Raw genomic sequence first — 25,202 nt, forward strand, 5'->3', positions numbered from 1 at the left:
GTCATCGGTGCCCGCCGTGCCGCTCGACACGCAAGGAGCCGGATTTGCTTCGCTACACCGTCCGACGGCTCGGACAACTCGTGATCGTCGCGGTCGTGCTGTCGATCCTGCTGTTCGGATGGCTGCGTGCGCTTCCGGGAGGGCCGGTCTCCGCGCTGCTCGGCGAACGTGCCACGGAGGAGTCCCGTGCGCAGCTCGTCGAGCAGCTCGGGCTGAACCAGCCGCTGCACGTGCAGTACTGGAAGTTCGTGCAGCGCGCGGTGACGGGGGACTTCGGGGTGTCCACCGGGGTGCAGCCGGGCACCCCGGCGATGGAGGTGTTCCTGCAGCGGATGCCCGCCACGCTCGAACTGTCGGTGCTGGCGCTGCTGCTCGCGGTCGTGGTGGGCGTGCCGCTCGGCTACTTCGCGGGGCGCCGCCAGGGCGGCTGGCTGGACAACCTGAGCATCACCTGGTCACTGATCGGGGTGGCGGTTCCGGTCTTCTTCCTGGCTTTCCTGCTGAAGTACGTCTTCGCGATCGAGCTCGGCGCGCTGCCCGCCTCGGGCAGGCAGGAGGTGAGCATCGACGCCACGCACGCGACCGGGTTCTACGTGCTCGACGGGATGTTGACCGGGGAGTGGGACGCGGCCTGGAACGCCTTCCTGCACCTGCTGCTCCCCGCCGCGGCGCTTTCCACGATTCCCTTCGCGGTGATCTTCCGGATCACCAGGGCCTCGGTGCTCGACGTCCTCGAGGAGGACTTCGTGCGAACGGCCCGGTCCAAGGGGCTCGGCGCGAGGGTGATACGTGGCAGGCACGTCCTGCGCAACGCGATGCTGCCCGTGGTGACCACCATCGGGTTGCAGACCGGCGCGCTGCTGTCCGGAGCGGTGCTGACCGAGCAGGTCTTCAACATAACCGGTATCGGCCAGGCGCTCTCGCTCGGTTTCCAACGGCAGGACTACGCGGTGCTGCAGGTGGTGATCCTGGCGACGGCGATGGTCTACGTGCTGGTCAACCTCGTCGTCGACCTCACCTACGCGGCGATCGACCCGAGACTGCGGGAGCGCTGAACGTGGATCCCCGAGGTCGGGCACCCGCTCACGAGCCCGCGAGAGGCTCCGCCGAGTGACCGACCACGACGGGGGAGAGCGGAACACTTCAATGAGAGGTCGCTGATGGTTCCGGGGACACAACGCGGGAAGCGCATCGACGAGCTGGCCGAGTCCGGTTCGGACGGTTCCGCGGGAATCAGCCTCGCCGCCTCGGCATGGCGTCGGCTGCGGCGCAGCCCGACCTTCCTGCTCGGAGCGGGCATCATAGCCGCCTTCGTGCTGCTGGCGCTGGTCTCCCCGCTGCTCGCCCAGCACGATCCGGCGCTGCGGCTGCTCGAGGACCAGGTCTCCCGCGCGGACAACAGCATTCCCGAACCGCAGGGGGACTTTCCGCTGGGAGGGGACCAGTACGGGAGGCCGTTGTTGTCCAGGCTGCTGCTGGGCTCCCAGCAGACCCTGCTCGTGGCGCTGACCGCCACGGTGCTCGGGCTCGGAGGGGGACTGACCCTGGGAATCCTGGCCGGGGCCTTCGGTGGCTGGGTGGACACGGTGGTCATGCGCGTGGTCGACGTGCTGCTCTCGGTTCCCTCGCTGCTGCTGGCCGTCTCCATCGGGGCGCTTTTCCAGCAGCAGTCCCGGTTCACGGTGATCATAGCGGTCGCGACCGTGCAGATCCCGATATTCGGGCGGCTGCTGCGCGGGACCATGCTCGCGCAGCGAGCCAGCGATCACGTGCTCGCGGCGCGGGCGCTCGGGGTCAAGCAGCGCTCGGTGGTCTTCCGGCACATGCTGCCCAACGCCCTGGGGCCGGTGGTGGTCCAGGCCACTCTGATGCTCGCCGTGGCCATCATCGACGCCGCCGCGCTGTCCTTCCTCGGGCTGGGAGCGGCCGACACCTCGACTCCCGAGTGGGGACAGATGCTCGGTTCGGCGCAGAACTTCTTCGACACGCATCCGCACCTGGCCTTCTGGCCCGCGGGCTGCATCATCGTCGTCGCGCTCGGCTTCACGCTCGTCGGCGAGTCGCTGCGGGACGCCCTCGACCCGAAGAAACGGCGGTGAGCGCCATGGCACTGCTGCAGGTGCGCGACCTTTCCGTGCGATTCGTGCGCAAGCAGGAACCGACCGTTTCGGCGGTGGACGGAGTGTCCTTCGACGTCCAAGCCGGACGGACGGTGGGGCTGGTCGGTGAGTCCGGGTGCGGCAAGTCGGTGACCTCGCTGGCGATCATGGGACTGCTGCCCGGCCGGGGAACCGAGGTGTCCGGTTCGGTGCGGCTGGACGGTGACGAGCTGCTGCGGCTGCCGCGCCGGGAACTCGACCGCAGACGCGGCAGGGACATGAGCATGGTCTTCCAGGACCCGCTGACCTCGCTGAACCCGGTCGTGCCCATCGGGGTGCAGATCTCCGAGGTCATGGAGCGGCACCGCGGAATGTCCCGCCGCGTCGCGCGTGGGGAGGCCGCGAAACTGCTGGAGCGCGTCGGGATACCCGACCCGGGACGCCGGTTGAAGGAGTACTCCCACCAGCTCTCCGGGGGGATGCGTCAACGCGCGCTGATCGCGATGGCGCTGGCCTGCGAACCCCGCGTGCTCGTCGCCGACGAACCCACCACGGCGCTCGACGTGACCATCCAGGCCCAGATCCTGAACCTGCTCCGGGAACTCGTGGCGGAGACCGGAACCGCCCTGATCATGATCACCCACGATCTCGGGGTGGTCGCGGGTACGTGCGACGAGGTGAACGTGCTCTACGCGGGCCGGATCGTGGAGAGCGCCGAGCGGCACGAGCTGTTCGCCGGGCCGCGCCACCCGTACACGGCGGGCCTGATGGCCTCGGTGCCCCGGTTGGACACCCCGCGCGGGAACCGGCTGGCCCCGATCAGCGGCTCGGTGGAGGACAACATCCCGTGGGAGGACGGTTGCGCTTTCAGCCCGCGTTGTTCGCGAGCACTGCCGAGGTGCTCCGAGCGCACGCCGGAGATCGAGCCCATCGAAGCGGGGCGGTGGCTGCGCTGCCACAACCCGATCGAGGAACATGCCCGGAACACGGAGCGTCCCCATGACTGAAACGACCGGAGAGCCGAACTCCGGCTCCGCGGTGCCCGACGGCGCCGGAGCGCAGGAACCCGCCGACCGCCCCCTGGTGGAGCTGCGGGACCTGCGCGTGCACTTCCCGATCAAACGCGGCGTCCTGCTGGATCGGACGGTGGGGTGGGTCTACGCGGTGGACGGGGTCTCGCTGCGGATCGACAGGGGGAGTACCTACGGGCTGGTCGGTGAGTCGGGCTGTGGGAAATCGACGCTGGGCAAGACCGTGCTGCGCCTGGAGAAACCGAGCAGCGGGTCGATCGTCCTCGACGGGACCGACATGTCCCGGGTGTCCGGGGAGCCGTTGCGGAGGATGCGCCGCCGGATGCAGATGGTCTTCCAGGACACCCTCTCCTCCCTGGACCCCCGGCAGTCCGTGGAGTCCCTGCTGGTCGAGGGGCTGCGTGCTCACGGCATGGACGAGGGGCGGGGCAGGACCGAGCGGAGACTGCGCGAGCTGTTGTCGGCCGTCGGGCTTCCGGCGTCCGCCCTGCGGCGGTATCCGCACGAGTTCTCCGGGGGACAGCGCCAACGCGTCGGCATAGCCCGCGCGTTGGCGGTCGAGCCCGAGCTCGTCGTCGCGGACGAGCCGGTTTCCGCGCTGGACGTGTCGGTGCAGGCGCAGGTGCTCAACGTCCTGCGGGACCTGCAGGACGAGTACGGGCTGACGTACCTGGTGATCGCCCACGACCTCGCGGTAGTGCGGCACGTGGCCGACCGCGTCGGTGTGATGTACCTGGGCGGGTTGGTGGAGGAGGCCGACTCGGACGAGTTGTACGAGCGGCCGCTGCACCCCTACACCAGGGCGCTGTTGTCCGCCGTCCCGGTCCCGGATCCGGAGGTGGAGGACAGCAGGGAGCGGATCCTGCTCTCGGGGGATCTTCCCTCGCCCGCGGACCCGCCTGCCGGCTGCCCCTTCCAAACCAGGTGCCCGTGGCGGCAGCCGGGAGTGTGCGACGTCGAACGTCCCGAACCGCGCGAGTTGGGGGAGGGGCACCGGGTGGCGTGCCACTACGCCGAGTCGATCAGGGACGGTGCGCTCCCCGGCGGTTCCGCGGGAACCGTGGAGTGAGCGGGTGGTGGGTGCTCGTCGGGGTCAGGCGTGGGTGGTGCCGGTCGCGGCCGTGCCGAGCAGCTCGGCGAACTCACCGGCCTCCTCGGGAGTGAACACCAGGGTTTCCCCGGGGGGCAGCACGAGCGCGATCCGGTCGCCCAGCACGAGGACCTTCACGGATTCGGCCTCGTGCTCGCCGTCCACCGAGTCGCAGCACGGAACGCTCCAGCTCAGACCGTTCGGATCGAGCTGCTCGCCATGGGCGCGGCTGTCCACCGTGGGTACCTCCGTTCGGTTCGGTCGATGTCGGCCCAGTCAAACCGGTGTCCGGCATCGTGGCAAACCGCCTCGTTCCCACGGCGACAGCTTTCACCGGATCGTGCGTCCTCTCGCCGGTCCTGCCGTGGACGGCTGGGAAACGTTCCGCGCGAGACGTCCTCCCCGGAACGGCTCCGGGGAGGACGTCTCGCGCGAAGAAGTGGGGTTCACGTTCAGCGGTTGGCGCGGTTCACCGCCGAGACGACCGCGTTCAGCGAGGCCGTGACGGTCGAGGTGTCGATGGAGGCACCCCAGAGCACCCTGGGATCACCGGAGTGACTGTCCAGGGAGCACTCCAGGTAAGCGGCGGCCTTGGCGTCGTCCCCGGCGGTCATGGCGTGTTCGTGGTAGTCCAGCACCCGGACGTCGTAGCCGACGGTGCTCAAGGCGTCCACGAACGCGGCGATGGGGCCGTTGCCGTTCCCGGTGATCGAGTGCTCGGTGCCCTCCACGCGCACCGTCGCCTCGACGGTCTCGTTCCCGGACTCACCGCCGATCCGCTGGCGAACCAGCTCCAGCGGAGCCGTCGCCCCCAGGTACTCGTTGGCGAAGACGTCCCACATCTCCTGGGGATCGACCTCGCCGCCGTCCGAGTCGGTGCGCTGCTGAATCAGCTTGGACAGCTCGATCTGCATCTTGCGCGGCAGGTCGAGCTGGTGCTCCGTCTTCATCACGTAGGCGACGCCGCCCTTGCCGGACTGCGAATTGACCCGGATCACGGCCTCGTAGCTGCGGCCGACGTCCTTCGGATCGATCGGCAGGTAGGGAACCTCCCAGGGGTGCTCGTCCTCGGGGACCCCCGCGCGCTCGGCCGCCTCGCGGTGGGCGCGCAGCCCCTTGTTGATCGCGTCCTGGTGGCTCCCGGAGAAAGCCGTGTAGACCAGCTCGCCGCCCCAGGGCTGCCGTTCCGGCACGGGCAGCTGGTTGCAGTGCTCCACGGTGCGCTTGATGTAGTCGATGTCGGACATGTCCAGCTGCGGGTCCACGCCCTGGCTGAACAGGTTCATCCCCAGCGCGACCAGGTCCACGTTGCCGGTCCGCTCGCCGTTGCCGAACAGGCAGCCCTCGATCCGGTCGGCCCCGGCCTGGTAGCCGAGCTCGGCCGCGGCGACGGCGCTGCCCCTGTCGTTGTGCGGATGCAGCGAGAGGATCACCGAATCACGCCTGGCCAGCGTGCGGCTCATCCACTCGATCGAGTCCGCGTAGACGTTCGGGGTGGCCATCTCGACGGTGGCGGGGAGGTTGAGGATCACCGGACGTTCCGGCGTGGGCTGCCAGATCTCGGTGACCGCGTCGCAAACCTCGACCGCGTAGGACAGCTCGGTTCCGGTGAACGACTCGGGCGAGTACTGGAACCGGAAGTCGGTGTCGGGGTACTTGGCCGCGCACTCCTTCACGACTTCGGCGCCCTGGGTGGCGATCTTCTTTATGCCTTCCCGCTCCTCCCCGAAAACGACCCTGCGCTGCAGGACCGAAGTCGAGTTGTAGAGGTGGATGATCGCCGAGTGCGCGCCCTCCAGCGCGGTGAAGGTGCGTTCGATCAGATCGGGACGCGCCTGGGTCAGCACCTGGATGCGCACGTCGCTCGGGATGGCGCCGTCCTCGATGATCTCGCGGACGAAGTCGAAGTCGGTCTGGCTGGCCGCCGGGAAACCGACCTCGAGCTCCTTGAAGCCCATTCCGACCAGCAGCTCGAACATCCGCCGCTTGCGGGCGGGGGACATCGGGTCGATCAGCGCCTGGTTGCCGTCGCGCAGGTCCACGGCGGACCACAGCGGTGCGCGCGTGATCCGCTGGTCGGGCCACGTCCGGTCCGCCAGCGCCACGTCCTCGACCAGCTCGTGGAAGGGGCGGTAGCGGTGGAACGGCATCGAGCTGCCGCGCTGCGGGTTCCAGGGCGCCTGATCGGCCGGAGCGGGGCGGGACGGAGTGCGCAGCACGTTCTCGGAAGAGGTGATGTCGTCCGACTGGTTCGTGGGGGCGAACTGCTCGTTCATTCCGCGGGACTCCTGCTGTTCGTGCTCGGTTTGGTTGCTCTTGGCGACCGGCACGCTTGAACTCCGCGACGAGGGGCCGGTCTAACTGACCCCGTCGCGGCGTCGAAGCAGGAGGTTGAAAGCCACGAAGACAGCCTAACCGCATCCCGTGTCCAAAACGCAACCGCCTGTTCCGGATGCTGGACCCGGTGGGCGTCCCCGGGGCTGCCGGTGTGTGAATGGTCCGACCTGATCGTCATCTCACCGGGTCGTGCGGCAGGCTTGACGTATGGCGTCGAACAAGACCAACTCCGGATCGGCTCTGGGCACTCTTTTTCAGGGGCTGGGGTTCCTGCTGGCCGTGATACTGGTGGCGCACACGGTGTTCGTGCTGTTCGAGTTCCAGCCGGAGGGGCAGCTGGCGCAGTCGGTGGCTCGTGCGGCGGAGCCGCTCGCGTTGTTCTTCCCCGGGCTGATCGACGCGCCGGGCCCCGAAGCGCAGGTGCTGCTGGACTACGGCCTCGCCGCGCTGTTCTGGATGTTGCTCGGAGGACTGCTCGGACGCGTCTTCGGGTGATGGAGTTCGGCGGTGCCGATTGCTCGGGCTCAGAGCGCTTGCGTGGGGCAGCCCTTTGATCGGGGGTTCCTGGGCGGGGGCTGGAGCATTGGTCCGCCTGCGGCGGTGTCCCGGTGAGAGGAAGAGCACGGGGCTACCCACTGGTAAGATGATCGTGTTTCGTGTCACACTGCCGGTATGTCCGAAGAGGTGGCGAGTTCGACACGTGGTGGGGGTGCGGGGAGTTCCCCCGGTGGGCACCGCCGTCGCGGGGGGTTCGACTTCGGGGCGGCTCGCGCGCGCTTCTTCGGGGTGCTCGCCACCGTCGTGCGCTGGGTGTGCACCCTGGCCGCCGCGCTCTCGGCCGCGCACGTGGTGTTCACCCTGGGCGGGGCGAACCCGGACAACGCGCTCACCCGCTTCGTGGCCGAGTGGGCGCGAGCGGTCGCCTTCGGCTTTCAGGACCTTTTCCTCAAACCGGCCGAGCCCGAGCTCGAAGTGCTGTTGAACTACGGCGCGGCGGCGCTTTTCTGGCTGTTCGTCTCCGGAGCATCGGTACGGATCCTCCACGCGCTGGGAGGCCGATCCGGCTGACCCGGCCGGACGGTCGGTGCTTCCCCGTGACCGGGCTCTCGCGCGTCCACCGGACTCCGGTGAGCCGGTGGACGCCTCGCGAGGTGAACGGGGCGCGGGCCCGCCCTCAGAACGTGGGGTCGTTCCAGGATCCGCTGAACACGATCCGGTCGAGTTCCATCCGGGAGCGCGGAGCGTTCTCCTTCTCGACCAGCCGGTCGGGGAGTTCCGCGGCGTCGCCCTGCGCCCCCACCGCGATCACGACCAGTGGTTCGTAGTCGCCCGGGATGTCGAACGCTTCCCGGGCGGACCGGCCGTCGAACCCGGCCATCTGGTGGGCCACGAGTCCTTCGGCCCCGGCCTGCAGCACCAGGTTCTCGACGGCGAGCCCCAGTCCGTACTCACCGTAGGGCAGCTCCTCGCCCTCGTCGTTGGTGCGCCTGGCGACTCCGAGGACCAGGGCGCCCGCGTTGCCGGCCCAACCGTGGTTGCCCCGGGAGAGGGTGCCGCGCAGCTTTTCGAAGGTCTCGTCGCCCCGGCGGCCCGCCACGAAACGCGCGGGTTGCGTGTTTCCCCAGGAGGGGGCCCACCGCGCGGCCTCGAACAGCGCGAGGAACTGCTTGTCGGTCAGTTCCGTGCCGGGGTCCAGCGCACGCGGGCTCCACCGCTCGGCGAGCAGCGGGTGCAGCGGGACGGACGAATCAGCGGGCTTCATGGAAATTTTCCGTTCTCCTTTGTCGTGGGTGCTCGCTTGGCGGAACCTCAGCCTGCGCCCGGCTGCGGGTGCCCCGACGTCGGGTAGCGGCCTACACGACGTCGGGGCCGTGCTCGCCGGGCACTCGGCTGAGAACCCGCGGCGGTACCGGTGAGCGGGTGGCGGTTTCGGCGCGGGTCCTGCCGGAGCTCTATCAGATCGCGTAGGGCCAGACGGCCAGCGCGTAGGCGCTGAACCACGAGCCGAAGCCGAGGAACAGCGCCAGCGAGACCGCCGCCGTGGAAGTGCGCCGCCCGGCCAGCCCGGTCGCGATGGGCAGCAGCAGCGGGAAGGCGGGCAGCATCAACCTGACCTTGGAGAACATCAGCCCGTCCGAGCCGAGGTCGAGCACCAGCACGAGGGCGGCGAACAGCACGAGCGGCCAGGCCATCCGGATGCGCAGGCACAGGATCAGCAGCAGCACCGCGCAGAGCACGAGCCAAGCAGTGAACGTGATGAAGGCGCTCTCGTTCGTGGTCAGCGTTTCGACGATGAACCGCGAGGTCGCCACACCCCCGTCGAAGGAGGAGGACCAGCCGTCTCGCTGCACCTCGAAGTAGCCGCCCGGCTCACCGGTCCGCACCCCCACCCAGGCGAGGTATCCGAGCATCCCGGGAGGAGCCAGCAGCAAGGCCGCCCACGGTCTCCGGCCGTCCCGTCCCCGCGCGAGCGCCACCAGCGCGGCGAGCACGACGACGCCGATCAGGACCGCCCCGGTGGGGCGGATCAGTCCGGCCGCCAAGCAGCACAGCCCCGCCAGCGGCCAACGACGCTCCAGCACGCCGAGCAGGGACCACACCGCCGCGCAGCAGAACAGGGCCTCGGTGTAGGGCATGGACAGCACGATCGACATCGGCGCGGCGGCGAACAGGGCGACCAGCAGCAGCCCGACGCGTTCCGAACCGCCGACCAGGCGCCCCAGCCTGGCCAGACCGTAGGCGCACACGATTCCGGCAGCCAGGTTCGCGACGATCGCCGCCAGGGGCGCACCGAGCCCGGGCAGCGTCGCGAACAGGCGGATCACCAGGGGGAAACCGGGGAAGAACGCCAGCGGGGTCTCCGCGGACCGGTTCCCGTTGCCGTCCAACATCGTGGGATCGACACCGGCGTACCCGTTCGCCGCGATCTCCAGGTACCAGTCGGAGTCCCAAGAGAACAGCTGGTTCGTGAAGTGCTCTTTCTGGCCCGCCGAGATGATGGCGAGCACCAGCAATCCCAGGATGCGGACGGTGATGTACAGCACCGCCGGTGCGGCTGCCCGGAGTCGTTCCGGCGGTCCGTCCGGAAGCCGCGTCCCGGGGGAGCGCCGCGCCGGGGACGGGTTTCTCCGCTGGGCACCGGCGGTTTCCCCGGAGGGGGGCGAGGCGGGGCCGAGCGTTTCGCCGGTCGCGGACAACCTTGAGAGCCTTCCCTCCTCGGTGGCGGTTGAGCGTGCTCGGCACGCGCGACCAGGCTAGCCACGACAAACGGGTGTCCTCGAAAACGGTGCTCGTTCGGTAGGCTGGGCTGACAGCGGAGCGGTCCGGGGCGACGCTGCTCGGTCACCCGGCCGCGGAGTCCGTCGGTGCGGTCCTCGGTCGTCGGTGCGTGCCCCGTTCCCGGCGGAGAGGCCTCCGGCCGGCGGCTTCGTCAACCCGGTGTCAGTGCGAGGCGTCTCGCACGCGGGGCGTCCGCGCGGCGCGAGGAGGTTTGTTTCAGGTGGCGCTCGTCGTCCAGAAGTACGGCGGTTCCTCGCTCGAGAGTGCCGATCGGATCAAGCGGGTCGCCGAGCGGATCGTCGAGACCCGCAGGGCCGGGAACGATGTCGTGGTGGTCTGCTCGGCCATGGGGGACACCACCGACGAGCTGCTCGACATGGCTCAGCAGGTGAACCCGGACCCCCCCGAGCGCGAGCTCGACATGCTGCTGACCGCGGGTGAGCGGATCTCGAACGCGCTCGTGGCCATGGCCATCGAGTCCCTCGGGGAGCAGGCGCGTTCGCTCTCGGGATCCCAGGCCGGTGTGATCACCACGTCGGCGCACCAGAACGCGCGGATCATGGACGTCACCCCGGACAGGGTCCGTGAGGCTCTGGACGAGGGCCAGGTCGTGATGGTCGCCGGGTTCCAGGGCGTCAGCCAGGAGAGCAAGGACATCACGACTCTGGGGCGCGGTGGCTCGGACACCACGGCCGTGGCGGTCGCGGCCGCGATGAACGCGGACGTGTGCGAGATCTACACCGACGTCGACGGTGTCTACACGGCCGATCCGCGCATCGCGAAGGACGCGAGGCACCTGGACCGCGTCACCTACGAGGAGATGCTCGAACTCGCGGCCACGGGGGCCAAGGTGCTGCACCTGCGCGCCGTGGAGTACGCCCGCCGGTACGCGGTTCCGCTGCACGTCCGCTCGTCGTACTCGTCCAAGCCCGGAACGATCGTGTCCGGATCAGTGGAGGACCTTTCCGTGGAACAGGCCATGATTACCGGCGTGGCGCACGACCGGTCGGAAGCCAAGGTGACCGTGCGCGGCGTCCCGGACAGCAGGGGGGTCGCGGGCAGGATCTTCCGCGCCGTCGCCGATGCAGAGATCGACATCGACATGGTGCTGCAGAACGTCTCCGGAGTGGCCTCCGGGCGTACCGACGTGACGTTCACCGTGGCGAAGAGCAACGGCGCCGAGGCGGTGGCCGAGCTGGAGAAGATCAAGGCCGAGGTCGGTTTCCAGGAGGTCGTCTACGACGACGACGTCGGCAAGGTCTCGCTGGTCGGCGCGGGTATGCGTTCCCACCCGGGTGTGACGGCGGCCTTCTGCGAGGCGCTCTCCGAGGCCGGGGTGAACATCGAGATCATCAATACTTCCGAGATCCGGATCTCGGTACTGGTACGGGAGTCCCAGCTCGAGGACGCGGTCAGCACGCTGCACTCCGCGTTCGAACTCGGCGGGGAGGAAGACGCCGTGGTTTACGCGGGGAGTGGTCGCTGAATGTCTTCGGGAGAACCGGAAAACGGTCCCACGGTCGCCATCGTCGGAGCCACCGGTGCGGTGGGGTCGGTCATGATCGAGATCATGAACGCCAGGGAGTCCGTCCCGTGGGGTGAGATCAGGCTCATCGCCTCGCCGCGGTCCGCGGGGAGCACCATCACGGTCCGCGGGGTCGAGCACACCGTGGTCGCCCTTTCGCCGGAGGCCTTCGACGGCGTCGACATCGCCATGTTCGACGTGCCCGACGAGCTGTCCGCGGAGTGGGCGCCGGTCGCCGTCGAGCGCGGGGCGATCGCGGTGGACAACTCCGGAGCCTTCCGGATGGATCCCGAGGTGCCGCTGGTCGTTCCCGAGGTGAACGGATCCGAGGTGACCCGGCGCCCCAAGGGCATCGTCGCCAACCCCAACTGCACCACCCTTTCCATGATGGCCGCGCTGGGGAGGCTGAACGAGGAGTTCGGGCTCCGCGAGCTGGTGGTTTCCTCCTACCAGGCCGCGTCCGGCTCCGGCCAGGAAGGCGTCGACCGGCTGCGTGCCGAGATCGACGCGGTCGCGGGCAAGCAGGTGGGGGAGCGTGCCGGTGACGTGGCCGAGGCGATCACGGCCGCCGGGCTCTCGGAGCAGTCCCTGTTCAAGGCGCCGCTGGCGCTGAACGCCGTGCCGTGGTGCGGCTCCCGCAAGGAGGACGGCTGGACCTCCGAGGAGCTGAAGGTCCGCAACGAGTCGCGCAAGATCCTGGGGCTGCCGGACCTGAGGGTCTCGGCCACCTGCGTGCGGGTCCCGGTGATGACCACCCACTCGCTCGCGGTGCACGCGAAGTTCGAGCGCGCGGTCAGCGTGGAGCAGGCCCGGCGTTCCTTCGAGGAGGCCCCGTCGATCGTGCTGCAGGACGATCCGGACGGGCCGGACTTTCCGACACCGGCCGGGGTGGTCGGCGCGGAGCCGACCTACGTCGGCAGGCTCCGGCAGGCGCTGGACTTCCCGGAGACCCTCGACTTCTTCGTCTGCGGGGACAACCTGCGCAAGGGCGCCGCGCTGAACACCTACGAGATCGCGGAGACCCTGGTCGGCGCTTCCTCCTGACTGGATGTTTCCCGTTCTCCCCGTCGTGGGGCCGAGCGGCTCGCTCGGGTGCTCGTCGGGCGCATCGCGGTGATCGGCTCCGCGGTGCGCTCCCGTCTGCTGTGGGGGCGCGCCGCGCGGTCCGGGACGGCGGCGGCCGAGGGCGCGGTTCGTCCGGTGCGCGTCCGCCGTGCGGATGGCATGTGTCTCGTCCGTCGGGACCAGCGCGCGCTGACGGATAGGTTAGGGGCATGAGCGCATCCGGAACTCAGGAGGTCGTCCTCGGTCTGGATCTCGGTTCGACGGCCACCAAGGCCGTCGCCGCCGATCGGGCCGGAACGGTGCTGCATCTGACCGAACGCGAGAACGGAATGCGCACCGAGGAGCCGGGGGAGGCCGTCCAGGACGCCGCGGCGGTGCGGGATTCCGCGTTCGCCGCGTTGACCGAGTGTGTGAGCTGGACACGGCGGGCCGGTTGTCGAGTGCGGGCGTTGTCGTTCAGCACCGCCATGCACTCGCTCGTCGGGCTCGACGCGGAAGGTGGGCCGGTGACTCCGGCTTTTCACCTGTCCGACAGTCGGTGCGCGGACGTCGCCGAGAAGCTGCGCGGGGACTGGGAACGTGCCGCCCGGCTGCATCACGCCACCGGCACTCCGGTTCATACCCAGTCGGTCATGGTCAAACTGGCGTGGTTGACGCAGCAGCGTCGTGACCTCGTCGATTCGGTGGAGCGCTGGTGTGCGCTGAAGGACTTCGTGTTCACGGCGTTCACCGGTGAGTTCGTCACGGACCAGTCCCTGGCCTCGGGCAGCGGGTTGCAGGAGATGGCCACGCTGGACTGGCACGACGAGGCGTTGTCCACGGCGGGGGTGAGCAGGCAGCAGCTCCCGGAGATCAAGGCTCCGACCGATGTCCTGCCCCTGGCGGACGAGGCAGCCCGCGCCACGGGCCTGCCGGAGGGACTGCCGGTGGTGCTCGGCGCGGGGGACGGCCCGCTGGGCAACCTCGGGGTCGGCGCGGTCAACACCGGGGTCGCCGGTTTGTCCCTCGGGACCAGCGGGGCGTTGCGCGTGGTGCGGGACTCCCCCGGGGTGGACGAGCGCTGCCGCACGTTCTGCTACTACCTGGCGGACGGTTTGTGGGTCTCGGGAGGTGCCGTGAGCAATGGTGCCGTCGTCGGCCAGTGGGCCTCCGAGGTGTTCGGCGTGGACGTGCCCGACCTGCTGGACGAGGCCCTCGAAGTGCCGGCCGGGGCGCGCGGCCTGGTGGCGTTGCCCTATCTGATGGGGGAGCGGGCTCCGTGGTGGGAGCCGGGGTTGACCGGTTCGTTGATCGGGCTGCGCCGTGTACACGGCCGTGCCGAGATCACCCGCGCTCTGCTGGAGGGGGTGGCGCAGCAGCTCGCGCTCGTGCGGGACGCGGTGGTCGACACCGGGGCCGAGGTTCGCGCGGTGCGGGCCACCGGTGGTGGTTTCCGCAGCCGGGTCTGGGCCGAGGCCATAGCCGCCTCACTGGGGCTCGAGCTCGAGCTGGCGGACGACAGCGGGGGCTCCGCGTTGGGAGCGGTGCTGGTCGCCTGGCGTGCTCTCGGTGAGTTGGACTCGTTGGAGGAGGCGGCCGATCTGGTGCGCCCCAGTCGGACCGTTCCGCCGGATCACGAGGCGGCGCGGATGCTGCGGAAGCAGCGCGGTGGGCTCGAGCGGCTGCACCGGGCGGTGAGCGAGTTGGCCCCGCGCGCCGACTGAGTTCTCCCGGACGAGTTGTTTTCCCGGAGGAGTTGTTTTCCCGGAGGAGTTGCTCCGGGGGCGGGGGTTCGGCGTCTTCGCGCCGAACCCCCCGCCCGGGCGCTCACCCCGTCACCCCGAGAGCGGCGTCGGCGAGCACGGTTGGCGGGTACGTGATTACTCTCGGGTAGCAACCGACAGTGTGCTGTGTCAACAATGTGAACGTCAATGAAAAAAAGTATGACTGAAGCGATACAGAGCTCTGGCGGTCAATGGGTGTGCCTTGTGAGGATCCCCCGTGTTCGGCATCCATTTGGGTGATGCCCGGTGGTGATAGAGGGGCAGATTCTTGCAAGGAGTGATCGCGGCGGCCGAACCGGCCGCCGAGTCCGCGTTGGGGGCGGGAGTCACGCTCGCCGTGGCGGCCGGGGCCGTCGCGGTGTTGTTGCTGATGATCGTCTTCCTCAAGATGCAGCCGATGATCGCGTTGCTGGCTGTCAGCATCACGACGGCGCTGGTGCTGGGGATACCGCTCGACCAGGTGATGAGCACCCTCAACGACGGGCTCGGGGGCACGCTCGCCGAAGTCGCCCTGATAGTCGGCTTCGGCGCGATGCTCGGTCGGATGCTGGAGATATCCGGCGGTGCCTCGGTGCTGGCCGATTCGCTGGTGCGCCGGTTCGGTGAACGGCGGGCACCGCTCGCGCTCGGGATCGCCGCGCTGCTGTTCGGCTTCCCGATCTTCCTCGACGCGGGCGTGGTCATCTTCCTGCCGATCGTGTTCACGGTGGCCCGCAGGCTCGGCGGTTCGGTGCTGCGCTACGCGCTGCCGGTGGTCGGTGCCTTCGCCGTCATGCACGCCTTCGTTCCGCCGCACCCCGGCCCGGTCTCGGCCGCGGGGCTCATCGGGGCCAACACCGGTCTGCTGCTGCTGGTCGGACTCGTCGTCGGGATCCCGACCTGGTTCATCTCCGGTTACCTCTTCGGTGTCTGGAACGGCAATCGGGTCTTCCTGTCCATCCCGGAGAACTCCACCGCATCGGGGCAGGACGCCGCATCGGACAAGCCCAGGCCGAGCATGGGGGCCGTCATCGGCCTGCTCCTGCTGCCGCTGGTGCTGATCTTCCTGCGCACCGGCCTCAACACGCTGGTCTCCGAGGATATGGTCGATTCCGGGTCCCAGGCGGTGCAGGCCGCGATCCTCCTCGGGCAGAGCCCGGTGGCCCTGGCCATCGCGGTGCTGGTCGCCTCGGTCGCGCTCGGCCTCAAGCGCGGCATGAGCGGCAAGGAGATCGAAAGCGAGCTCACGTCCAGCCTCTCGACGATCGCCGCCGTCATCCTGATCACCGGAGCCGGTGGCATGTTCGGCGCCGTGCTGGGGGAGGCCGGCGTGGGCAACGCGCTGGCCGAGGGGCTCAACAACGCGGGGATTCCGCTGATCGTCGCCGCCTTCCTGATCGCCGTGGTGATGCGCGTGGCGCAGGGTTCGGCGACCGTCGCGCTGACCACGGCGGCCGGGTTCATCGCTCCCGCCGTCGCGGCTGCTCCAGGGCTCTCGTCCGCGGACCTCTGCCTGATCGTCATCGCGATCGCTTCGGGTGCGACGGTGCTGTCGCACGTCAACGACTCCGGATTCTGGTTGGTGGGCAGGCTGCTCGGCATGGACGTGCCGACGACGCTCAAGACCTGGACCGTCATGGAGACGTTGATCGGTGTGGTCGGCTTCCTGATCTCCTGGGGGTTGTCCCTGGTGCTGTGAGGCTCGTCCGGTTTCGGTGCCCCTCACTTCCCGGGGATCAGGGGCACGGGCCGGACGGACCACTTCACGGGCGCGTCGCGGTGCTCACCGCGGCGCGCCCGTTGTGTTCGGTGCCGGGTGGCAGCGTGCTCCCGGTCCGATGTCGTCCGATGTGGCCGGTCTCGAGGACTTCGCGGTTCGATCCGAGCTTGCCGAGTAGCGGCGTTCGCCGGATCACCGCGACCACCGTGGGAAGTTCTCATCGACCTCGGCGCTGCCGCGGGACTCGGCCGGGGTCGGCGAGTGGTCGGCCCGCGGGAAGACCGGTGGTGTGGTGCGGACTTTCCGGTGGAGTTCGGTCACGAGGACTCGCTGAAGCTGATTTCCGAGGTTCGTCGGGCGTTAGAGCGATGATCTGAAGAGCGGAGTGTCGCCACGTGTCGGAAACACTTGGCGCAAGTCGAGCTACAGTACGACGAACTCGTCCTGCGTCGAGGTGGCGGTGACCGCAGAGGTGGTCGGTGGTGCGGGACACCAAGGAACGCGAGGGCGGCGCACTGGCGGTCGCCCCTCGGCGGTGGAGTGACTCCCTCGCGATGCTCGAACGGGGCTGAGGCGTCCGCCCGGACTTCTCCGACCGCGCCGAACGCGGACTCGCCGGTCCGTCGGGCGCGGCGCGGTCGGAGGCGGGCTCTACGCGTTGGGCAGGTTCTCGACCGCCGCCGCGGCGAATTTCTTGAACAGCCCGCACTTGGTGGGGATCGAGCCGTCATCGGTGATGCTGGAGGTGCCGCTCACCAGCAGAGGAGCTTCGTCGGATACATCGACGTAGTAGAGGCATCCTGCACTGGTCTCGGACTTGTAGGCCGGATATCCCGCGATGGTGAGCTCTTCACCTCCCCGATGCGTCATGGTGATTTCGGCGAGATCGCGCTGTCTCTCGGCGCCGAGATCGACTGCCCACTCGCCGCCTGCATCGCCCTTCTGGTACTGGCAGACGCTATTGCCGTTGGAGTCGCGTGGTTCGGGCGGCTGGTTGGCTCCGAGTGCGCGCCAGCGTGCTTCGGGGACGATGTCGCAGACCTCGGCGAGGTCGAAGGACTTGGCCGGTGCGGTGCGCTCGGGCAGGGGGCTGTCGGCGCTGTCCGAGGTGGTTTGCCTGTCCTGTGTGGAAGTTCCGGAGTCCGGGCTCTCCTCGGCAGCGGGGCCGCCGCATCCGGCCAGCAGCAGGCTCGCCAGTGCGGCGATCCCGCCTGCGACGGTGTTACGCAAGGTCGTTCCCTCCTCGTTCGAGGCCGGCGGCGGCGTCGGCGTCGTCGGTGCGGGTCTGCTCGGCGCTGGAGCGCAGGCTGGCGGCGGTGTCCTGGAACACCTTGATGAGTTCGAGGTAATTCTCCAGGTAGGCTTGATCGTCGCCCGCGCCGACCCGGCCGTGCTGCTCGGCGGCCCCCACGCTCACCGGATCGGTGCCCGGCGGGGGGACACTTGCCAGTTGTTGCACGTCAGAAACGCGCCCCCGTAGCTCTTCCGCTTCGTCCTCGAAGAAGCTCGCGAGGCCGTCGACCTCCTCGGGGTCGACGACCATGCGGGTGCCGTCGCCGCGGGTCTCGGCGAGCTCGGCCTTGGTGTTGGCCCGTTCCTGGATCCGCGCGATCTCGGCCATCTTCTGCGCCGCGTTGCCGGTCAGGAACGAACCGGGCAGCTCGTTGACCGTGTCCTCCAGCGCGGCCCGGTCCGCCGCGTCCATCTCGGGAGGTTCGTCTCCACCCGGCCGCGTGTCGCTGTCCTCGGCCACGGCTGCTCCTCGCTCCATCGTTTCGACGTTGGATGATCGGCACTGCTTCCGCTCACTCGCAAGCGTGATCGCACTCGGGCGGGAGCCTAGCGCGATCACCGCGTCACGAGGTCGGAAATCACGTGATCCGAAGACGCGGTGCCCCGGCACGCGCGTCGCCGCATTCGTGAGCGGCGAGGTCGAATGTCGGAGTTCACTCAGGCCGCTCCCGGCTTTCGGGTGAAATGGCCCACTCCGCGGGGCGTCCCGCGCGAAGTCTTGATCTCGTCCGAGTGGACTCCTCGCGTGTTTTCTTGACTTATTCCAATCTATGCGTGCCATACTGGCAGAGCTATGGCATCCAGTACGGCATCCGGTGGTCATCCCGCAGTGGGCAGCACGCGCGAGAGATTGCGTGCTGCCGGGCTGCGTGCGACCGCGCCGCGCACGGCCGTGCTCGACTGGCTGTCGAACAATCCGCACTCGACCGCCGACCAGGTGGCCGGTGCCGTGCGGCAGGACCTCGGGTCGGTGTCCACCCAGGCCGTTTACGACGTGCTGCACGCATGCACCTCCGCCGGGTTGTTGCGCAGGATCGAACCGGCCGGTCATCCGGCACGTTTCGAGTCCCGCATCGCCGACAACCACCACCACCTGGTGTGTCGCGCCTGCGGCCGGACCGAGGACGTGGACTGCGTCCAGGGTTCGGCGCCGTGTCTGACGCCTTCGTCGACATCCGGGTACTCCATCGACGAAGCGGAGATCGTGTTCTGGGGCCAATGCCCCGATTGCAAGTCCGCAGCGGAGTAGTCCACGGACACCAAACCACCACGAGGAGGAATGATCGTGAGTTCGCCACGGCCCACGACGACCAATGCCGGCATTCCGGTAGCCAGCGACGACCACTCGCTGACGGCAGGCCCCAACGGTCCTGTGCTGCTGCAGGACCACTACATGATCGAGAAGAACGCGCAGTTCAACCGTGAGCGTGTGCCCGAACGCGTGGTGCACGCCAAGGGCGGTGGCGCGTTCGGCTTCTTCGAGACCACCGAGGACGTGAGCCAGTACACCAAGGCCGCGTTGTTCCAGCCCGGCGTCAAGACCGAGACGCTGATCCGGTTCTCCTCGGTCGCGGGTGAGCTGGGGTCCCCCGACACCTGGCGCGACCCGCGCGGTACGGCCATCAAGTTCTACACCTCCGAGGGCAACTACGACCTCGTGGGTAACAACACCCCGGTGTTCTTCATCAGGGACGCGATCAAGTTCCCCGACTTCATCCGCTCCCAGAAGCGCCGCGCGGACAACCACCTGCGCGACCACGACATGCAGTGGGACTTCTGGACCCAGTGCCCCGAGTCGGCCCACCAGGTCACCTGGCTGATGGGTGATCGGGGCATCCCGAAGACCTGGCGGAACATGAACCTCTACGGTTCGCACACCTACATGTGGGAGAACGCCAAGGGCGAGAAGTTCTGGGTCAAGTACCACTTCAAGACCGACCAGGGGCACGACTTCCTCACCCAGGAGGAGGCCGACCGGCTGGCCGGTGAGGACGGCGACGCCCACATCCGCGACCTCTGGTCCAGCATCAAGTCCGGCAACAACCCGAGCTGGACGCTGTACGTGCAGGTCATGCCGCTCGAGGACGCCGCGGAGTACCGGTTCAACCCGTTCGACCTGACCAAGGTGTGGCCGCACGGCGACTACCCGCTGATCAAGGTCGGCCGGTTCGTCCTCGACCGCAACCCGGACAACTACTTCGCGCAGATCGAGCAGTCCGCCTTCGAGCCGTCCAACCTGGTCCCGGGCATCGGAACCTCGCCGGACAAGATGCTGCAGGGTCGGCTGTTCTCCTACCCGGACGCCCACCGCTACCGCATCGGCCCGAACTACATGGACCTGCCGGTCAACCGGCCCACCTCCCAGGTGAACTCCTACTCCAAGGACGGCCCGATGCGGTACAGCTACGGGCAGGACCCGGTGTACGCGCCGAACTCCTACGGGGGGGCGCACGCCGACACGCGCAACGGCAGCGAGGACTCCGCGCACGGTATCGAGCAGGAGGTCGTCCGCGCCGCCTACCAGCAGCACGCCGAGGACGACGACTTCGGCCAGGCGGGGGCCATGGTCCGTGAGGTCTTCAGCGACGAGGAGCGGCAGCGCTTCGTGAACAACGTCGCGGGCCACCTCTCCAAGGGCGTCAGCCAGCCGATCCTGGAGCGTGCGCTGCAGTACTGGCGCAACGTGGACAAGGACACCGGCGACAAGATCGCCGAGAAGGTCCAGAACTGACGCTTCGCGGATTCGCGTGAGGCGTCGCGGTGGCCACGGGGTCGTCCGCCCCGTGGCCACCGGGTGAGAGCCCGGGTCGGCCGGGCTCCCGCTGACTGTCGCTTCCCACCACGTGATCGGGCCCGGTAGTGCGCGCACTGCCGGGCCCGATCGCTGTCGTGGGGCTGTCGCGTGGTCCGCCGCCCACCGGGATCGCGAGTGGTGGGGCGCGAGCGAAGTGGGAAAAATCTAGTTATCGGATCGAGATCGGGGTGTGAACGGGTGTTGCTGATGTAGCTTGTTGGAGATGTTCGAAGGTCGTGCTGTCCTGGTCAGGAGTTCGGAACTCCCGCCGGGTGAAGAGGGATCCGATTCGCGGGCCAAGTTACACCGGTTCCTCGAGAAATACGCTCCCCTGGTGGCGGCGGTGTCGGCGGGGGCGCTTTTGTGGACACTGCTTTCCGGGGTGATGAGTCAGGAGAACTGGCCCGACCACGAGGTTTACCGCAGAGCGGTCCACACTTGGCTCTCCGGTGGGAACATACTTTCCTCGCATTCTCCGGTCAGCAATGACGGTCCGCTTCCCTGGGTTTATCCGCCGTTCGCCCTTCTGCCGTTGACCCCGCTGGCCGTGCTGCCGCTCAAACTGGACATCGCGTTGCTGTACCTGGTCAACGTGGCCGCGCTCGTGGGGACGTTGTACCTGGTGCTGCGGCGTGTGGTTCCCCGGGCGGGAGCCAGGACGGCGTTGGCGACCGCCGTCGTGGCGACGCAGGCCTCCCTGCTGATCGACCCGGTGGCGAACTCGTTCTGGCAGGGTCAGATCAATATAGTTCTTATGGGGCTCGTCGCTTTCGACTGTCTGGTTTCCGCGCCGCGTTGGCCGCGAGGAATGTTGATCGGAACAGCGGCCGCGGTGAAGCTGGTCCCGGCCGCTTTCGTGCTCCTTTTTCTGCTACGCAGGGATTTCCGCGCGGTCTTTTCGGTCGTGGCGACTTTTGTCGCCGCCACTCTGGTCGGTTTCTTGGTGGACTTCGGGGCCTCGGTGGAGTACTGGTTCGGCCGGGGTCCCGCGGCCGCGGCGTTCGGATCACCGCTGCGCGGCAACCAGTCGGTGCTGGCCGTGCTGTCCCGGACGGATCTCGCCCCGACGGCACGTTTCGTCGGCTGGATCGCGCTCTGCCTGCTGCTGGCCGCGGTGACCGCCTACTGCGCGCACCGCGGCAGTGCGCCGCTGGCCGTGACGACCATCGGCGTGTTCTCCCTGCTCGTCTCACCGACCGCCTGGTCGAACCACTGGGTGTGGATCGCCCCGGCCATACTGCTGATGATCCTGCACGGAGTGCTGAACCGCGGTTTCCCGTGGCTGTTCGCCGCCGCGGCGGCGATCGTCGTCACCAGGGCGGCGCCGTACACCGATCTCCCGGCCGGGCGGAGCAGCATGGTCGAGCTCGGGCCGCTGGCCCAGTTGAGCGCCGCCTCCTACGTGCTCCTGGGGGTGGGACTGGTTCTCGCGCTGCTGGTGACGCTGCTGGGGCGCGACGTGTCCGCGGGCAACGTGCCGTGGCGACCCCGTACTCGTTCGGACACCTCCGCCACGGCGGGAGGGCTCGCACGACCGGCGCGGATCGGTGGTGCCATACGGCCGCCGCGGGAGGCTCCGCCACGGAACCACCCACGCCAGTCCGAACAGAAAACTTCGATCGGTCACTGAGCGTTGCACAGCGCGGCCAGCATCCGTTCGCAGCTGCGCTGGACGGTGCGGACGGCTTCGCGGTGCGCCCGGTCGAAGAGCGGATCGGAGGCCAGCGCCCGCCAGCGCCGGGTGACCGCCCCCGCACGTTCGGCCAGCTCCCGCGGCTGGGTCTGCGCCGGGACACCGAGCCGGGCCTGCGGCTGGGGGCCGTGGGCGCCCAGCAGTCTTTCGGCCTCCTCGCGCAGTCCCGGGGGCAGGCGCAGCTGCCGCGACCACAGCCCGGAGAGCGTGCGCAGTTCGTCCCACTCGTGGGCGTTGGACAGCAACCTGTCCAGCTCCCCCTGGAGCTGCCTGCTGCCCGGACGGGGGTTGGCCCGCAGAACCATGTCCACGGCCATCAGCACCGAACGCGCGCGCAGCGCCTCCTGGCGTTCCACGAACTGCAGGTGCACCGCTTCCTGCAGGGCGCCGATCCGGCTTTCGTCCAGCAGCGCCGTGCGGAGCCTGGCGAAGTCGCTCGTGCCCTGCCCGAGCAGTGCCAGGGCCCGTTGCAACCCGAACAGGCCGAACTCGCGCAGCAGGGTCTGCCTGGTATCGGCGTCGAGGTCCTCCGGCTCGCTCGCCTTCGAGAACCTGTCCGCCGACAGCAGCTGTTCCTCGAGCCGTTGCCGGGGCAGCGCGGCGAGGCCGAGCAGGGCGTCGAAGCGCCGCTGGTCCAGCGTGGCCCCGGCCTGGGCGAGCAACCCGGCGACGGGGACGACGTACTGCGCGAAGGAACGCACCTTCGGGTCCCGCCGGTGGTGGGCGGCCATTCGCTCCGCGGTGTCCACCGAGTCGTCGCTGCCGGTGGCCGCTTCGTCGGCCCTGGACAGCGCGAGAACGGTGTTGATCGGGGCCCTGCGCGCGACCCGCAGCTCGTGCACCGAGTGCAGGAACTGGATGTCGGTCTGCTGTGGATGGCGGGTCAGGTACAGGACCGCGTCGGCCTCGGAGAGTATCTGCGCCAACGCGGACCTGCCGGTTTCCTGCACGGCCGTGGAGGCGACACCGGGGGTTTCGATCAGCGTGATCGCCTGCAGCCCCGGCGAGGGGGACTCGATCACCAGGCTGGCCACCTCGTCGGGGCGCCAACGCTGCAGGTCGCGGATGGTGGCCGGGTCCAGCTTGCCCGTGGACATGGTCTGCTGGGTCCCGTGCGGGGTGTGCACGGTGATCCTGGGTTCGGTCCCGTAGCGGAACACGGTGTTGACCTGGGTGCGCTCCTCGGGGTCGCTCGGGGCCAGCTCGGATCCGACCAGCGCGTTGACCAGAGTCGACTTGCCCGACTTCACCCGGCCGGTCACGGCCATGCGCAGTGGTTCGGACAGCCTCTCCAACCGGGTGCGCAACCAGCCCGCGGTGCGCGGGTCGTCGCGGTAGAAGGTCATCGTCCGCAGCAGCAGCGCCCTGGCCTGCCCCAGCAGTCCCGTCGGGGAGTTCTCGCCGTCGTTCGGTGCGCTCATGCTGCTGCGATGCGGTTGGACGTCAGCGTACTGGCCCGCTTGCGCAGCACGTTGAGCTCCTCGAGCTTCTTCTTGATCTCCCTGGCTCGCGCGTCCCTGTCCACGGCGTTCTGCTCTGCCATGCGCTTGGTGTCCTGAATGGATCGGCTGATTCTGATCTGGGCCTGCTCGGTGATCCGGTTGCAGTGGTCGTGCAGGGTCTGGTGCATGTGGCGGATGGAGTCGCGTGCGTCCTTGTTGACCTGGAACACCACGTGCTCGACGTAGCGCTGCACCGCCGCGCGGGCTTCGGCCTGGCGGCGCTTCAGCCTGCTGTCCTTCTCCTCGTTGAGGCTCTTGCTGCCCAGCAGCAGCCCCGCGGATATGGAGACCACGTTCATCAGCGGCAGTCCAGCCATCCTGGTCATCAGGCCGAACATCAGCACACCCCCGTAGGACCCGCGCAGCCCGGTCAGGATCTGGTCCTTGCGCGGGAAGCCCGCGTTCTTCGGGGCCTTGGGTTCGGGGACCCGTTGCAGCGGGTCGGGAACGGGGATCGGATCGCTGCTGGGCAGGGTCCGCACGTGCTCCCGGAGCAGCTCGTCGGAGACCTGTTCGGTTATCCGCTCCCTGCGCCGGTCCAGCCAGCCGAAGGTTTCCGCGATCGCATCGGACAGGCTCTCCTGCAGCCAGTCCTCGAAGTCGTCCCACGTGGTTCCGGGGTCCGCCTCGTCCAGTGTCTCGTTGGCCTGGTGCAGCACGGCCCAGCTGCGTTCCCTGAAGTCGTACTCGATGTCGGAGTACAGCTCCTGCACCGCGTCGGAGAGGGTCTTCTGCCAGCGTCCGGACAACCGTTTGAGGTCCTCGGCCCGGCGCTGCGCCGCCTCCAGCTCCAGCAGCGTCTCGGTGGCCGTCCGGGGACTCTGGTTGTTGAGCTCCTCGCGGAGGGAGTTGGTGATCTGGTCGATCGCCTCGGTCACGTTGTGCGCCACGAGCTTGCGGGTGAGCTGTTCGTGGGCGCTGGCCATCTCCTTGCGGAGGTAGTCCAGCAGCGGCGGGAAACCGGACTCCGCGTTGAGGTCCTGGTTCTTGTCGCGCATGGCGCGGGAGCGGATCTTGGAGGAGACCGCGAATATCTTGCAGGCGATGCCCGCGTTGGTGAGGTGCTTGCGGTTGAGCTCGACGATCCGGCGCCAGTCGGGCACGAAGTCCGTCTTGGGTTGCACGAGTGCGATGTTCGGGCACATCGAGGTCACTCTGCGCAGGAAGTTCAGCTCGTTGGTCGTCAGTTCCTGGGTCGCGTCCGAGACCATGAGCAGCGCGTCGGCCTCCGCCACGGCGGCTTCGGTGATCGCTCCCAGCGAGCTGACCGCCCCGCCGACGGCCGGGGTGTCCATGAGGGCGAGCCCGTTCTCCAGCAGGGCGCGGGGGAGCCCGACCTCGCTCCGGCTGACGGAACGGCCGTTGTGCACGGCCCTGTCCAGTTCGTCGTGCAACCGGTCGATGGGCACGGGAAGTCTGTCGCCTCCGACGGCGCTCTGCGTGGTCTCCTGCTCGACGAGCTGTGCCGAAGGTTCGGAGGAGTGTCGCACGACGGTGGGAACGGTGGTGCTCACGTTCTCACCCGTGGCGCAGACGGGCGCGTTGACCAGCGAGTTGATCAGCTCGCTCTTGCCCTGCTCGGGTTCGCCGACGACGAGCACGAGCTGGGCGGGATCGAGCACCCGACTGCGAATCTGCCGTAATCGGTTCCCCAGATCCGTCCGCTGTGCCTCGGCACACTCGGCCTCCGCGCGGTCGATGAGTTCCACGAGTGCCGTTTCGATCACGTTGGGATTGTGCACGGCTACACGATCGGAGGAAAAATCGGCCAGCCGGAGCTACGGAGTGTTGGGTGAGAAGTTCAACTCGAGCAACCGGAGCACGAGTGCCCGGGACCGCGCTGTCCGGGACTCGTGCGCTCGGTGCGGTGGTGCCGCCGGGGGCGGTTCTCGTCTCTCTCCGGGGGTTCCGAGCGGGGCACCGCGGCTTCGCCCGGTGACCGCCGGGTTCCGTGGAGAGAGGGGGCACACGGAACCCGGCGGTTCTGCCCGCTCAGGTCAGAGCACACTCACGGCGGTGCCGTGATTTCGGA

General features: G+C 68.8%; 21 protein-coding genes and 1 pseudogene. 14 read left to right on the forward strand and 8 right to left on the reverse strand.

Annotated features, from left to right (window positions below; translation table 11 throughout):
* Nucleotides 1–44 precede the first annotated feature (44 nt).
* The 4 genes from FHR84_RS18380 (at nt 45) to FHR84_RS18395 (ending at nt 4,199) form a co-directional block, all read left to right on the forward strand.
* Nucleotides 45–1,055, forward strand: a complete 1,011-nt coding sequence (locus FHR84_RS18380) for an ABC transporter permease (protein ID WP_179536776.1) — start codon at nt 45–47, stop codon at nt 1,053–1,055.
* Nucleotides 1,056–1,160: 105 nt separating this feature from the next.
* Nucleotides 1,161–2,099: an ABC transporter permease gene (locus FHR84_RS18385; RefSeq protein ID WP_179536777.1), complete on the forward strand. Its 939-nt coding sequence runs from the start codon at nt 1,161–1,163 to the stop codon at nt 2,097–2,099.
* A gap of 5 nt (nt 2,100–2,104) precedes the next feature.
* The gene (locus tag FHR84_RS18390; protein WP_179536876.1) at nt 2,105–3,106 is read left to right on the forward strand and encodes an ABC transporter ATP-binding protein; all 1,002 of its coding nucleotides are present in this window, start codon (nt 2,105–2,107) and stop codon (nt 3,104–3,106) included.
* Nucleotides 3,099–4,199, forward strand: a complete 1,101-nt coding sequence (locus FHR84_RS18395) for an ABC transporter ATP-binding protein (protein WP_246300765.1) — start codon at nt 3,099–3,101, stop codon at nt 4,197–4,199. The genes FHR84_RS18390 and FHR84_RS18395 overlap by 8 nt, the downstream gene beginning before the upstream one ends.
* 24 nt (nt 4,200–4,223) lie before the next feature.
* On the opposite strand, the gene FHR84_RS18400 is transcribed toward FHR84_RS18395, so the two are convergent.
* Nucleotides 4,224–4,457: a hypothetical protein gene (locus FHR84_RS18400; protein ID WP_179536778.1), complete on the reverse strand. Its 234-nt coding sequence runs from the start codon at nt 4,455–4,457 to the stop codon at nt 4,224–4,226.
* Between the two features lie 215 nt (nt 4,458–4,672).
* Nucleotides 4,673–6,496, reverse strand: a complete 1,824-nt coding sequence (gene leuA, locus FHR84_RS18405; protein ID WP_179536877.1) for a 2-isopropylmalate synthase — start codon at nt 6,494–6,496, stop codon at nt 4,673–4,675.
* Between the two features lie 268 nt (nt 6,497–6,764).
* Between leuA and FHR84_RS18410 the strand changes: the two genes are divergently transcribed.
* Together FHR84_RS18410 and FHR84_RS18415 are read left to right on the forward strand one after the other, a co-directional pair.
* A complete protein-coding gene (locus FHR84_RS18410; RefSeq protein WP_179536779.1) occupies nt 6,765–7,052 on the forward strand; it encodes a hypothetical protein in 288 nt (95 codons plus the stop codon).
* 177 nt (nt 7,053–7,229) lie between these two features.
* Nucleotides 7,230–7,625: a hypothetical protein gene (locus tag FHR84_RS18415; protein ID WP_179536780.1), complete on the forward strand. Its 396-nt coding sequence runs from the start codon at nt 7,230–7,232 to the stop codon at nt 7,623–7,625.
* Between the two features lie 106 nt (nt 7,626–7,731).
* On the opposite strand, the gene FHR84_RS18420 is transcribed toward FHR84_RS18415, so the two are convergent.
* Both FHR84_RS18420 and FHR84_RS18425 read right to left on the reverse strand, forming a co-directional pair.
* Nucleotides 7,732–8,319: a nitroreductase family protein gene (locus tag FHR84_RS18420; protein WP_179536781.1), complete on the reverse strand. Its 588-nt coding sequence runs from the start codon at nt 8,317–8,319 to the stop codon at nt 7,732–7,734.
* Nucleotides 8,320–8,512: 193 nt separating this feature from the next.
* The gene (locus FHR84_RS18425; protein ID WP_246300766.1) at nt 8,513–9,754 is read right to left on the reverse strand and encodes a glycosyltransferase family protein; all 1,242 of its coding nucleotides are present in this window, start codon (nt 9,752–9,754) and stop codon (nt 8,513–8,515) included.
* 302 nt (nt 9,755–10,056) lie between these two features.
* On the opposite strand from FHR84_RS18425, the gene FHR84_RS18430 reads away from it, so the two are divergent.
* From FHR84_RS18430 to FHR84_RS23535, 5 genes and pseudogenes are all read left to right on the forward strand, one after another.
* Nucleotides 10,057–11,322 (forward strand): aspartate kinase, encoded by a 1,266-nt coding sequence (locus FHR84_RS18430; RefSeq protein ID WP_179536879.1) that lies wholly within the window; start codon nt 10,057–10,059, stop codon nt 11,320–11,322.
* Nucleotides 11,323–12,405, forward strand: a complete 1,083-nt coding sequence (locus FHR84_RS18435) for an aspartate-semialdehyde dehydrogenase (RefSeq protein ID WP_179536782.1) — start codon at nt 11,323–11,325, stop codon at nt 12,403–12,405.
* A 230-nt stretch (nt 12,406–12,635) separates the two neighbouring features.
* Nucleotides 12,636–14,129 carry a gluconokinase gene (locus tag FHR84_RS18440; RefSeq protein ID WP_179536783.1) on the forward strand — a complete coding sequence of 498 codons (1,494 nt, stop codon included), beginning with the start codon at nt 12,636–12,638 and terminating at the stop codon, nt 14,127–14,129.
* Nucleotides 14,130–14,466: 337 nt separating this feature from the next.
* Complete coding sequence (locus tag FHR84_RS18445; RefSeq protein WP_179536880.1) at nt 14,467–15,867, forward strand: GntT/GntP/DsdX family permease; 1,401 nt, start codon at nt 14,467–14,469, stop codon at nt 15,865–15,867.
* 406 nt (nt 15,868–16,273) lie between these two features.
* A pseudogene (locus FHR84_RS23535) lies at nt 16,274–16,330 on the forward strand (DUF397 domain-containing protein); the annotation flags it as partial.
* Between the two features lie 209 nt (nt 16,331–16,539).
* On the opposite strand, the gene FHR84_RS18455 reads toward FHR84_RS23535, so the two are convergent.
* Together FHR84_RS18455 and FHR84_RS18460 are read right to left on the reverse strand one after the other, a co-directional pair.
* Entirely contained in the window at nt 16,540–17,118 is a 579-nt protein-coding gene (locus tag FHR84_RS18455; protein WP_179536784.1) for a DUF3558 family protein, read from the reverse strand.
* Entirely contained in the window at nt 17,111–17,659 is a 549-nt protein-coding gene (locus FHR84_RS18460) for a hypothetical protein (RefSeq protein WP_218863238.1), read from the reverse strand. The genes FHR84_RS18455 and FHR84_RS18460 overlap by 8 nt, the downstream gene beginning before the upstream one ends.
* 315 nt (nt 17,660–17,974) lie before the next feature.
* On the opposite strand from FHR84_RS18460, the gene FHR84_RS18465 reads away from it, so the two are divergent.
* The 3 genes from FHR84_RS18465 to FHR84_RS18475 all read left to right on the forward strand — a co-directional run bounded on the left by FHR84_RS18465 (nt 17,975) and on the right by FHR84_RS18475 (nt 21,605).
* Entirely contained in the window at nt 17,975–18,430 is a 456-nt protein-coding gene (locus FHR84_RS18465) for a Fur family transcriptional regulator (RefSeq protein WP_179536786.1), read from the forward strand.
* Between the two features lie 30 nt (nt 18,431–18,460).
* Entirely contained in the window at nt 18,461–19,912 is a 1,452-nt protein-coding gene (locus FHR84_RS18470) for a catalase (RefSeq protein WP_179536787.1), read from the forward strand.
* Between the two features lie 397 nt (nt 19,913–20,309).
* The gene (locus tag FHR84_RS18475) at nt 20,310–21,605 is read left to right on the forward strand and encodes a glycosyltransferase family 87 protein (protein WP_343075323.1); all 1,296 of its coding nucleotides are present in this window, start codon (nt 20,310–20,312) and stop codon (nt 21,603–21,605) included.
* On the opposite strand, the gene FHR84_RS18480 is transcribed toward FHR84_RS18475, so the two are convergent.
* Together FHR84_RS18480 and FHR84_RS18485 are read right to left on the reverse strand one after the other, a co-directional pair.
* Nucleotides 21,599–23,089 carry a dynamin family protein gene (locus FHR84_RS18480; protein ID WP_179536789.1) on the reverse strand — a complete coding sequence of 497 codons (1,491 nt, stop codon included), beginning with the start codon at nt 23,087–23,089 and terminating at the stop codon, nt 21,599–21,601. The two genes, FHR84_RS18475 and FHR84_RS18480, sit on opposite strands and share 7 nt — an antisense overlap.
* Nucleotides 23,086–24,897, reverse strand: coding sequence for a dynamin family protein (locus FHR84_RS18485; RefSeq protein ID WP_343075324.1), 1,812 nt, complete (start codon nt 24,895–24,897; stop codon nt 23,086–23,088). Before FHR84_RS18485 ends, FHR84_RS18480 begins: the two co-directional genes overlap by 4 nt.
* Between the last annotated feature and the right edge of the window lie 305 nt (nt 24,898–25,202).

It is taken from the genome of Actinopolyspora biskrensis (assembly GCF_013408175.1).
In the GTDB taxonomy this organism is placed as follows: Bacteria; Actinomycetota; Actinomycetes; order Mycobacteriales; family Pseudonocardiaceae; genus Actinopolyspora; species Actinopolyspora biskrensis.